The organism is Stenotrophomonas sp. STEN031 (assembly GCF_056759975.1).
Map to the genome: position 1 here is coordinate 1 of NZ_JBRREA010000091.1, position 11,362 is coordinate 11,362.

General features: G+C 65.0%; 10 protein-coding genes. 4 read left to right on the forward strand and 6 right to left on the reverse strand.

Going from position 1 to position 11,362, the window contains the following annotated elements:
- Window positions 1-70: 70 nt before the first annotated feature.
- The 6 genes from ACVOLQ_RS21560 to rpsU all read right to left on the reverse strand — a co-directional run bounded on the left by ACVOLQ_RS21560 (window position 71) and on the right by rpsU (window position 5,783).
- A complete protein-coding gene (locus tag ACVOLQ_RS21560; protein ID WP_481529258.1) occupies window positions 71-1,057 on the reverse strand; it encodes a bile acid:sodium symporter family protein in 987 nt (328 codons plus the stop codon).
- Between the two features lie 18 nt (window positions 1,058-1,075).
- Window positions 1,076-1,567, reverse strand: coding sequence for a protein tyrosine phosphatase family protein (locus ACVOLQ_RS21565; RefSeq protein WP_481529259.1), 492 nt, complete (start codon window positions 1,565-1,567; stop codon window positions 1,076-1,078).
- A gap of 18 nt (window positions 1,568-1,585) precedes the next feature.
- On the reverse strand, window positions 1,586-3,322 hold the full coding sequence (dnaG, locus tag ACVOLQ_RS21570; RefSeq protein ID WP_481529260.1) for a DNA primase: 1,737 nt from the start codon (window positions 3,320-3,322) through the stop codon (window positions 1,586-1,588).
- 243 nt (window positions 3,323-3,565) lie between these two features.
- The gene (locus ACVOLQ_RS21575; RefSeq protein WP_481529261.1) at window positions 3,566-4,468 is read right to left on the reverse strand and encodes a YihY/virulence factor BrkB family protein; all 903 of its coding nucleotides are present in this window, start codon (window positions 4,466-4,468) and stop codon (window positions 3,566-3,568) included.
- A gap of 509 nt (window positions 4,469-4,977) precedes the next feature.
- Window positions 4,978-5,424, reverse strand: coding sequence for a GatB/YqeY domain-containing protein (locus ACVOLQ_RS21580; protein ID WP_313171073.1), 447 nt, complete (start codon window positions 5,422-5,424; stop codon window positions 4,978-4,980).
- Between the two features lie 143 nt (window positions 5,425-5,567).
- Window positions 5,568-5,783, reverse strand: coding sequence for a 30S ribosomal protein S21 (gene rpsU / locus ACVOLQ_RS21585; RefSeq protein ID WP_002808376.1), 216 nt, complete (start codon window positions 5,781-5,783; stop codon window positions 5,568-5,570).
- Between the two features lie 126 nt (window positions 5,784-5,909).
- On the opposite strand from rpsU, the gene tsaD reads away from it, so the two are divergent.
- The 4 genes from tsaD to ACVOLQ_RS21605 all read left to right on the forward strand — a co-directional run bounded on the left by tsaD (window position 5,910) and on the right by ACVOLQ_RS21605 (window position 11,204).
- Entirely contained in the window at window positions 5,910-6,941 is a 1,032-nt protein-coding gene (gene tsaD, locus ACVOLQ_RS21590) for a tRNA (adenosine(37)-N6)-threonylcarbamoyltransferase complex transferase subunit TsaD (protein WP_313171071.1), read from the forward strand.
- Between the two features lie 82 nt (window positions 6,942-7,023).
- Complete coding sequence (gene folB, locus ACVOLQ_RS21595; RefSeq protein ID WP_313171348.1) at window positions 7,024-7,383, forward strand: dihydroneopterin aldolase; 360 nt, start codon at window positions 7,024-7,026, stop codon at window positions 7,381-7,383.
- A 116-nt stretch (window positions 7,384-7,499) separates the two neighbouring features.
- Entirely contained in the window at window positions 7,500-8,756 is a 1,257-nt protein-coding gene (locus tag ACVOLQ_RS21600) for a mechanosensitive ion channel family protein (RefSeq protein ID WP_313171069.1), read from the forward strand.
- A gap of 273 nt (window positions 8,757-9,029) precedes the next feature.
- Window positions 9,030-11,204, forward strand: a complete 2,175-nt coding sequence (locus tag ACVOLQ_RS21605; protein ID WP_481529262.1) for a glycoside hydrolase family 3 N-terminal domain-containing protein — start codon at window positions 9,030-9,032, stop codon at window positions 11,202-11,204.
- Window positions 11,205-11,362: the final 158 nt, after the last annotated feature.

The following is an 11,362-nucleotide window of genomic DNA, read 5'->3' on the forward strand; positions in this document are numbered from 1 at the left end:
ATGCTCGGCAAGGGGCTTTACCGGGAAGGCCTCTGCCGAGCATGGCTCGGCACTACCAACCGGGTGTCGATCATTGTTGCGTTGTTTCGGCGTTCTGCTTCGCATACCGCTGCGCCACCACCGAGCAGACGATCAGCTGGATCTGGTGGTAGATCATGATCGGCAGCACGATCGCGCCGAGGCTGCCACCGGCAAACAACACCTTGGCGATCGGCACGCCGGTGGCCAGGCTCTTCTTGGAGCCGCAGAACACGATGGTGATCTGGTCAGCGCGGTTGAAGCCCAACCGCCGTGCCAGCCAGCTGATGCCGGGCATGGCGATGGCCAGCAACATGATCGCGACCAGTGCGGCAGTGAGCAGGGACAGTGGCGGGGTCTTGCTCCACAGGCCTTCGCTGACAGACTCGCCGAAGGCGGCGTAAACCACCAGCAGGACGGTGCCCTGGTCGGTGTAGCGCAGCAGGGCACGGCGCTTTTCAATCCAGCCACCTATCCACGGCCGCAGCAGATGGCCGAGTACGAACGGCACCAGCAGCTGCAGCATGATCGCGCCCACTGCATGCAGTGGGTTGGCCATGCCGCCTTGCGAGCCAGCCAACACGGTCATCAACAGTGGGGTGAGGAATACGCCAAGAATGCTCGACAGCGAGGCCGCGCACACTGCTGCCGGCACATTGCCGCCGGCGATGGAAGTGAAGGCAATCGAGGATTGCACGGTCGAGGGCAGTGCACACAGGAACAGCACGCCGATGTAGAGCTCGGGCGTCAGCGCCCAGCCGGCCAACGGCTTCGTTGCCAGGCCCAGTAGCGGGAACAGTACGAAGGTACAGACCAGGATGGTGATATGCAGGCGCCAGTGCAGCAGCCCGGCAACGATGGATTCGCGTGGCAGGCGCGCACCGTGCAGGAAGAACAGCGCGGCAATGGCGACGTCGGTGAAGTGGTCGAAACCCCTGGCGGCGGCGCCGGTGAGTGGCAGCACGCTGGCCAGGACGACGGTGGCGAGCAGGGCGAGGGTGAAGTTGTCCGGTCGCAGTCGCGACCACCAGCGGGTCATGTCGGCAATGCCTCCTGATCAGGGTGTGGGAGTTTCCAGGGCGGCGCGTACGGCCGGTTCCAACGAGGTCATGCCGGCGTCGCGGCCCAGTGTGAGCGCATCCTCCGCCGATGCGCCGTTGATGCGGGCGTCAATCACCGACAGCAGTGCGCCGGCGCGATTGGACGAGGCGCAATGCAGCAGGGTCTTGCCGTCGTCCTGCTTGAGCAGGCGATGCAGCGTGCGCGCGTTGGCTTCGGTGATGTCACTGGCACCCGCGATTGGCAGGCGCACATAGCGCAGGCCGAGTTGTTCGGCCAGGGCCGCTTCGTCGTAGCCGCGATCTTCATCGGGCCGGCGCAGGTCGATGACGGTGGTGACGCCATTGGCGGCAGCGTCGCGCAGTTGCTGCGCGCTGGGCTGGCCGGCGGTGATCAGATTGGGGCGTGGCTGCCGAAACATCGCATCACCGGCAAAGGCGTTGGCGGAGAGCAGCAGTGTGAGGAGCAGTGGCAGGCGATAGAGGGACATGCGGATGCTCCGTTGTTCTCACAGACGCAGGGTGGCGCGGGCCTTGAGCAGCTCGCGCAGTTCGTATTTGTCGGTATCGTCCAGGCCTTGCTGGCGTTGTTTTGCCTGCAACTCGTCCAGGCGCTGGGCCAGCAGTTGCTTCTCCAGCTGCAGCACGGCGTCCTGCAGTTCCTGTGCCCACATCGCTTCATCGCCGGGCAATGCCTGCGCGGCCAGCTTGTGCAATGCGGCCTGTTCTTCGCGCTCGTTGAAGTGTTCGAGCAGGGCGCCAGTGCTGATGTCGGGGCGCTGCTGCACCAGGTTCAACAACTCGACCAGCAGCTCGATGCCGGGCAGACGCAGGCCACCGATGGCGTGATGGCCTTCCAGGCTCATCGCCAGTGAGGGCTGCTGCAACAGGATGGCAATGGCGGCACGGACCAGGCTGCGCTTCTGTGCTGGGACCGCGTTGTTGCGCATCGGTGGCCGCGCTGCAGGTGCGGCGGCTGTTGCAGTGCTGCCGATGCCGGTCAGGCGCGCCAGCTCCTGCTTCATCAGGTCGCCGAAAGCGCCATCCGGAATCTGCGCCAGCATCGGCTTCGCACGTTCGGCCAGGCGTGCCTTGCCGTCCAGCGTGCCGAGGTTGATCTCGCGGCTGAGCTCGTCGAAGAAGAACTGCGACAGCGGCGTGCCCTGCTTGAGCCGGGCATCGAAAGCATCGGCACCTTCCTTGCGCACGATGGTGTCCGGGTCCTCGCCATCGGGCAGGAACAGGAAGAAGGCCTGGCGGCCATCCTTCATGCGCGGCAGCACCGACTCCAGTGCGCGCCAGCCGGCACGGCGACCGGCGGCATCACCGTCGAAGCAGAAGTACACATCCGGCGCGTTGCGGAACAGCAGCTCGGCATGGTCTGGCGTGGTCGCCGTGCCCAGCGTCGCCACCGCCTGGGTGACGCCGAACTGGAACAGGCTGACCACGTCCATATAGCCTTCAACCACGATCAGGCGTTCGATCTTCTGGTTGGCCTGGCGTACCTGCCACAGGCCGTACAGTTCGCGGCCCTTGTGGAACAGCGCGGTTTCCGGCGAGTTGAGGTACTTGGGGCCGTCGTCCTTCTGCATGACGCGGCCGCCGAAGGCGATGACACGGCCACGGCGATCGAAGATCGGGAACATCACCCGGTCGCGGAACTTGTCGTAGACGTGGCCGCGGTCGTTCTTGGAGAACAGGCCGACGCGTTCGAGCAGCTTCATGCGCCGCTCGTCCTTGCCCAGCGCGTCCTTCAGCGCGCTATAGCCATCCGGCGCATAGCCGATGGAGAAGCGCGCGCGGGTATCGGCATCCACGCCACGGCCATCGAGGTAAGCGCGGGCCTTGTCGTTGCCTTCCAGCTGCTTCTGGAAGAAGCGGGTGGCGGCATCCAGCGCCGAGTACTGGTCGCGGCTGTCGTCCTGCTGCTGGGGTGTGCGTGCGTTGGTTTCGCGCGGGATTTCCATGCCTACGCGCTTGGCCAGTTCATCCACCGCGTCGAGGAACTCGAGGCGGTCGTAGTTCATCAGGAAGCTGATCGCGGTGCCGTGCGCGCCGCAGCCGAAGCAGTGATAGAACTGCTTGGTCGGCGAGACCGTGAACGAGGCCGAGCGCTCGTCATGGAAGGGGCAACGCGAGGCGTATTCCTTGCCCTGGCGCTTGAGCGGCACACGTGAGCCCACCACTTCGACGATGTCGGTGCGGGCCAGCAGGTCGTCAATGAACGCGTCGGGAAGTCGGGCCATGCGGCAAATGAACAGCGCCGCCGGTTGGCGGGGCGCGATGAAAGGGGGGAAGGGGAGTGTACTAGGCTGGGCTGGTGCTGGCTGGGGGTTGGGCTTGTTGGTTTTCAGTCAACAGCGCAAAGCTACCCCTCCCCAGCCCTCCCCTTGCCTGCGGCAAAGGGAGGGAGTGGCTTCTGCCCCCTCCCTTTCGCGTAGCGAAGGGGAGGGCTGGGGAGGGGTGGCTTTTTGCTTCTGCTCTTGCCGTCAGTCCAAAGCCCCAACATCCACCTTGGCCTCAGCCGCCGCCTTGCGCCGGGCATACGCCCGCTCATCGATCACTGCGGTGATCAGCGCGCCGCCGAAGAACACCACGCTGGCGTAGTAGATCCACACCAGCATGATCACCAGCGTGCCCATCGAGCCATAGGCGCTGCCTGGCGCTGCGTTGGCGATGTATAGCCCGATCGCGTAACGGCCGAGGGTGAACAGCACCGCGGTGATGACGCCGCCGAGGAAGGCCTGGCGCCAGTCCACCGGCCGGTCCGGCAGGTAGTGGTAGAGGAAGGCGAAGCCCAGTGCGTACAACAGCAGGGTGGTCACATAGCCCACCGCCGGCAGCGCCGAGGGCAGGTGCGAGAAGATCACCTGCAGGGCGGTGGTGGCCACCATCGACACGATCAGCAGGAAGCCCAGTGCCAGCACCACGCCGGCCGAGAACACCCGCTTCTTCAGCCAGCCGAGGATGCCTTCGAAGCGCTTGGAGTCGGTACGGAAGATCAGGTTCAAGGCTGCCTGCAGTTGGGCGAACACCACCGTGGCGCCGATGAACAGCAGGACCAGACTCCAGATGCCGGCAAACGAGCCCAGGTCGGGCTGGGCACTGGCGTTGGTGATCACCGTGCGGGCGACCTCGGCGACGCTGGGGCCGGCCAGTGCGCCGATCTGTTCGATAAGTGTCTGCTGCGCTGGCGGGTACAGTGAGGCGGTCAGCCACAGCAGCAGGACCAGCAGCGGCGCCAGTGACAGCAGGGTGTAGAAGGCCAGCGATGCCGCCTGGGTCATCACGTCGGTTTCGACGAAGCGGCGCACCAGCGCGGCCGGCAGGCTCTGCTGCAGCAGCTCCAGCCGGGATTTGAACGAATGCAGGGTGGGGCGGGTTACAGGCATCGGTTGGATCGTGTGAAGTCAGGTGTCTGTTCTAGCAAAGCCGGGCTTCGGGGCGGGTGAATAGGTGTCCGTAGTGCCGAGCCATGCTCGGCAGAGGCCTTCCCGGCAATGCCTGACGATGTGGGGGGGCGTAAGCCGCGAAGCCACATCCACGTCAGAAGCGGTGAAGCCAACCCCTCCCCAGCCCGTCCGGCCCGAAGACATAGCCTTCGGTCGTTCATCAGGTCGCGCGGCAGTGCCGCGCAAGCAGACCTTCTTCACCCCCTTGGCTTGCGGCCAAAGGGAGGGGGCGTAGTGCCGAACCATGCTCGGCAGAAGCTTTCCCGGCAATGCCTGACGATGTGGGAGCGGCGTCAGCCGCGAGGCCACAGATTCATCAGATTGCAGGCAGGTCGGTGATTCCAGTACTGCCAGCTTCGCGGCTGACGCCGCGCCCACAAAAGACGGAAGGGCAAAAACAACAAAGCCCGCACTTGGCGGGCCTTGTCGCGCAAACCTGGCAGCTGCAATCAGCCAGCCAAAGCCTGCTTGACCAGCTTGGACACCAGGCCCATGTCAGCCTGGCCTGCGAGCTTGGGCTTGAGCACGCCCATCAACTTGCCGATGTCGGCGGCGCTGCTGGCACCGGTTTCGGCCTTGGCGGCGGCAATCGCCGCCTGGATCTCGGCTTCGCCCATCTTGGCCGGCACGTAGCGCTCGATCACCACGATCTCGTCACGCTCGACCGCGGCCAGGTCTTCACGGTTGGCCGCTTCGTACTGGGTGACCGAGTCCTTGCGCTGCTTGACCATCTTGTCCAACACGGCGATCACGTCGGTGTCGGTCAATTCGATGCGCTCGTCCACTTCGCGCTGCTTGATGGCGGCATTGATCAGGCGGATCACGCCCAGCGAGTGCTTGTCGCCGCTCTTCATGGCGGCCTTCATGTCTTCGGTCAGCTGTTGCTTCAGGCTCATGGAGCACCTCTTTGGGTCGGGAATATGGGAAAAGACGTCAGCATTGCTGGCATCTGGAACGCAAAAAGCCGGCTACGCTTGCGCGTGCCGGCTTTCACCCCAGTACGGAAGGCCGGAGCCCCCCGTTCAGGAGTTGCGTACGATCAGTACAGGCGCTGACGCTTGGTGACGTCGCGCGAGGAACGACGCAGCTGGCGCTTTACGGCAGCAGCGGCCTTGCGCTTGCGTTCCTGGGTCGGCTTTTCGTAGAACTCGCGCTTGCGGGTCTCGGCCAGTACGCCGGCCTTTTCGCAAGTGCGCTTGAAGCGGCGAAGAGCAAACTCAAAGGGCTCGTTCTCGCGGACTTTAACGCTGGGCATGGAATCTCCGGGGACTCAGTAGAAAAACCGGGACACACCCGGTGAGCCGCGCATTATAGTCCCTTTGCGCAGCCGTGCAACCCCCGGGATTTGGCGGGGGCGTCAGAGAGGTCCACAATACGCCTTATGAAAGTCCTTGGCATTGAATCATCCTGCGATGAGACCGGCGTAGCCGTCTACGACACCTCGCTTTCCGGGGCGGCCGCGCTGCGCGCGCACGCCGTCTACAGCCAGATCGCGCTGCACGCCGAGTATGGCGGGGTGGTGCCGGAGCTGGCCAGCCGCGACCACGTGCGCAAAACCCTGCCGCTGATCCGGCAGACCCTGGACGAAGCCGGCATCGCCATCTCCGAGATCGAGGGCGTGGCCTATACCGCCGGCCCGGGCCTGGTTGGGGCGCTGCTGGTCGGCGCCGGCGTGGCCCGGTCGCTGGCCTGGGGCCTGGATGTGCCGGCTATTGGCGTGCATCACATGGAAGGTCACCTGCTGGCCCCGCTGATGGAAGACGACCCGCCGGAGCCGCCGTTCGTGGCCCTGCTGGTGTCGGGCGGCCACACCCAGTTGATCGCGGTGGACGCCATCGGCAAATACCGTCTGCTGGGCGAAACCCTCGACGATGCCGCCGGTGAGGCCTTCGACAAGACCGCCAAGATGATGGGCCTGCCGTACCCGGGCGGTCCGCAGCTGGCCAAGCTGGCCGAGATCGGCACGCCGGGGCGCTACAAGTTCACCCGGCCGATGACCGACCGGCCGGGGCTGGACTTCAGTTTCTCCGGCTTGAAGACCCAGGTGCTGATGGCCTGGCGCGACAGCGACCAGAGCGAACAGACCCGCGCCGACATCGCCCGTGGCTTCGAGGACGCGGTGGTCGACACACTGGTGATCAAGTGCGGTCGCGCGCTGGATGCGGCCGGCTGCGACGTATTGGTGGTGGCCGGCGGCGTCGGCGCCAACAAGCGCCTGCGCGCCAAGCTGCAGGACGATGCCCAGCGCCGCGGCGGTCGGGTCTGCTTCCCGCGGCCGGCACTGTGCACCGACAACGGCGCGATGATCGCCTTCGCCGGTGCCCTGCGCCTGCAAGCGGGCCAGCACGGTCCGGCCGAGATCAAGGTGACCCCGCGCTGGGACATGGCGTTGTTGCCGCCCTTGCAGCGCTGACAAGCAGCTCTGCCGTGCCCGTCCACGGCAGGCTCAGTCTGCTGCCGTTACCATGTCGTATTCATTCAATACGACGGATGCAATGGACAAGGTATTCATCGAAGGGCTGGAAATCGACGCCCTGATCGGCATCTACGACTGGGAACGGCGCATCCGCCAGACCCTGGTGTTCGATCTTGAAATGGGCTTCGACAACCGCAAGCCCGCCGCCAGCGACGACATCGTCGACACGCTGAACTACAAGGCGGTCAGCAAGCGCCTGATGGAATTCGTGCGCGCCTCCGATTTCGGTCTGGTGGAAACGCTGGCCGAGCGCTGCGCGCAGATCGTGCTGGACGAATTCAACGTGCAATGGCTGCGATTGAAGCTGAGCAAGCCCGGCGCGGTGCGCGGTGCGCGCGCGGTTGGCGTGATCATCGAGCGCAGCCGCAGCGAAGGTTGAGCCTGTTGTAACCCGGTCGCGCGCCCTGCGGTGCGCGGCCTGAGCTATGCCTGTCCGATCAAGCAATGCGGTTGGACAGGTTGTTTCTGCGGTACGAGTAAAAGGAGAAGTGCGCGATGGCGGTAATGGGAATTCGCTGGTTGGATCAGCTGGAAAACATCCTGGCGCCCTACCCGATGGCCTACCCGGCGGTGGTGCTGGCGGGATTGCTGCTGGTGGCATGGCTGGCCAACTTCGTCACCAAGCGCATCCTGTTGCGTGGCCTGCGTTCGATGATCGAACGTTTCTCCGGCCCCAATCACAACGCCAGGCAGCCGCTGCGGGTGATCGCGCGGCTGTCCAATATCGTGCCGTCGGTGGTGCTTGCCGCAGGCTTGAGCATCGTGCCGGAGCTGCCGCCGGGCCTGGTCCATGCCTTGAAGGCGCTGTGTCATGCATGGACGGTGCTGACCATCGCGATGGCGGTATCGCACGCGTTGGACGCCTTCAACGATTTCTACGAACGCCGCGCCGATGCGCGCAACAAGCCGATCAAGGGCTACCTGCAGGTCGTCAAGATCGTGGTGTTCGTATTCGCCGGCCTGTCGATCGTGGCGATCCTGGTCGGCGTGGAACTGCTGCACCTGGTTACTGGCCTGGGCGCAGCGACGGCGGTGTTCATGCTGATCTTCCAGGACACCATCCTGTCGCTGGTGGCCAGCGTGCAGATCAGCGGCGATGGCCGCGTGCGCATTGGCGACTGGATCGAGATGCCCAGCCAGAACGCCGATGGCGACGTGATCGACATCGCCCTGCACACGGTCACCGTGCAGAACTGGGACAAGACCGTCACCACCATTCCGACCAAGAAGCTGGTCACCGAGTCGTTCAAGAACTGGCGCGGCATGCAGGAATCAGGCGGGCGCCGGATCAAGCGTTCGATCTACCTGGACCAGCACAGCGTGCGTTTCCTCGATGCCGGTGGACTGGAGCGACTGGGCCAGATCGCGCTGCTGGACGACTACCTGGCGGGCAAGCAGCAGGAGTTGCAGCAGTGGAATGCGCAGGTGGCGCAGGCACATCCGGAACCGGTCAATGCGCGCCGGCTGACCAACCTGGGCACTTTCCGCGCCTATGTCGAGCTGTACCTGCGGAACAACCCCGGCATCCATCAGGACATGACCCTGCTGGTGCGGCAGATGGCGCCGACCCCGCAGGGCCTGCCGCTTGAGATCTACTGCTTCACCTCCTCAACCGCCTGGGCCAAGTACGAGGCGATCCAGTCGGACATGTTCGACCACCTGCTGGCGATCCTGCCGGAGTTCGGTTTGCATGTGTTCCAGGAATCCAGCGACGCCATGCTGATGACTGCCCGCGAGCAGCGCGATCACTGATGGGTAGTGCCGAGCCATGCTCGGCAGGGGCTTCACCGGCCAAGTCCAAAAGCCACCCCTCCCCAACCCTCCCCTTCGCCACGCGAAAGGGAGGGGGCGTAGTGCCGAGCCATGCTCGGCAGGGGCTTTCCCAGCGAAAAGCAGCCCTCACCCCAGCCCCTCTCCCGTAGGCGGGAGAGGGGCTGATGCGGTAGTGCCGAGCCATCCGGCGGCTGCTTCACGCTTGTAGCGCTAGAATCGCCGCCTTGAAAGCGTTTACATGAAGGACTGCCGGTGGCCCCCGACCGCATTGAATCCCTGATTTCCCGCATGACCGTCGACGAGAAAGTCGGTCAGCTCAGCGTATTCGCCGACATGGTCCGGCCATTCGCTCCGGAAGTGAATCCGGAGGCCAATGTGCGTAACGCCGAGCAGGTGCTGGAACAGGTACGCACTGGCAGGGTCGGCTCGCTGTTCAATGGCGTCGGTGCCGAGCTGGGCCGGCGCATCCAGCAGGTGGCGCTGGAAGAAAGCCGCCTGGGTATTCCGGTCATCCTCGCTTCCGACGTGATCCACGGCATGCGCACCGTGTTTCCGATTCCGCTGGGCGAGGCCGCCAGCTTCGAACCGGATCTGGCCCGTCGTACTGCCCGCGCCACCGCGGTCGAAGCGACCGCCGCTGGCATCCACTGGACCTATGCACCGGCGGTGGATATCGCCCGCGACCAGCGCTGGGGGCGCGGTGCCGAAGGGGCGGGCGAAGACGTGGTGCTGGGCTGCGAATTCGCCGCCGCCCGCGTACGTGGCTTCCAGGGCGATGACCTGACCGCCGAAGATTCGCTGCTGGCCACACCCAAACACTTCGCCGCCTACGGTGCGGTCGCCGCAGGCATGGAATACGCGCAGGTGGATATCTCGCCGCAGACCCTGCGCGATGTGCACCTGCCGCCGTTCAAGGCCGCGCTGGATGCCGGCGCGCTGTCGCTGATGAGCGCCTTCAACGACATCAATGGTGTGCCGGCCAGCGCCAATCGCGCGCTGCTGACCGATCTGCTGCGCAAGGAATGGAAATTTGAGGGCGTGGTGGTTTCCGACTACACCGCCGACATGGAGCTGATTGCACACGGCTACGCGGCCGATGAAGTGGATGCCACTCGCAAGGCCTTCCTCGCCGGGTTGGACCTGAGCATGCAGAGCGGTTTCTACGACCAGCATCTGGCAGGTCTGGTGCACGCCGGTGAAGTGCCGATGGCGGTGCTCGACGAATCGGTACGCCGCATCCTGCGTTTGAAGGATGCGATCGGTCTGTTCGACAACCCCTACCGTTCGCTGGATCCTGCGCGCGAGGCTGACCAGTCGCATATTGCCGAACACGATGCATTGGCCCGCGACAGCGCACGTCGCTCGGTGGTGCTGTTGAAGAACGAAGCCGAGTTGCTGCCGCTGAAGAAACAGGGCCAGAAGATCGCCTTGATCGGCCCATTTGTGCAGGACCGCGACAACATCGAAGGTTGCTGGACCTTGTTTGGCGACAAGTCGCGTTACGTCACGCTGGAGAGCGGTGTGCGCACCGCCATGGAAGATCCAGCGGCGTTGGAAATCGTGGCGGGCTGTGCATTGGAAGCGCCGCTGGATGGCGGCATCGACGCCGCCGTCGCCGCCGCGCGGCGCGCCGACGTGGTGGTGTTGGCCGTGGGCGAGCCGCAGCGTTACAGCGGTGAGGCGCAGTCGCGGGTGGAGATCACCTTGCCACCGGCACAGCAGGCACTGGCCGAAGCCGTCGCTGCCACCGGCACGCCGCTGGTGGTGTTGCTGCGCAACGGCCGCGCGCTGGCACTGCAGGGCGCAGTGCGCGATGCCCAGGCCATTGCGGTTACCTGGTACCTGGGCACGCAGAACGGGCACGCCTTGGCTGACATCCTGTTTGGCGATTACAGCCCGTCGGCGCGTCTGCCGGTGAGCTTCCCGCATGCCTCGGGCCAGCAGCCGTATTTCTACAACCACCCACGCAGCGGCCGGCCCGAACTGCCGACCCTGTCGGAATTCAAATCACGTTGGCGCGAGTTCCCGAATACGGCCCTGTACGCGTTCGGCCATGGCATTGGTTATGCGCGCTTTGAATATGAAGCGCCGCGCCTGAGCACGCCGCAGTTGGCATGGGATGGTGAGCTGGTGATTCGCACCACACTGCGCAATACCAGCGCGGTGACGGGTGAGGAAGTGGTGCAGCTGTACGTGCACGATCGTGTCGCCAGCCGGGTACGCCCGGTGCGTGAGTTGAAGGCGTTCCAGAAGGTGATGGTGGCAGCCGGTGCCTCGGTGGAGGTGGAGTTCCGTCTGGACCGTCAGCAGCTTGCTTTTACCGGTGTGGACGGTGATTACACCGCCGAGCCTGGACTGTTCGATGTGTGGGTATGCGCTTCGTCGGTGAGTGGCGATGCGGTGAGCTTCGAGCTGCTGGGCCCCTGATTCAAACCGATGTACGCGAGGTAAGCTTTGCTTCCGGTAGTGGGGGGGGGGGGGGGGCGCGGGGGGGGGTGGGGGGGGTGGGGGGGGCGGGGAGTCGGGTCGGGGGGGTGGGGGACAGTCGCGCGGGGGCCGGGGGGACCGGGCTCAGACTGGGTCGG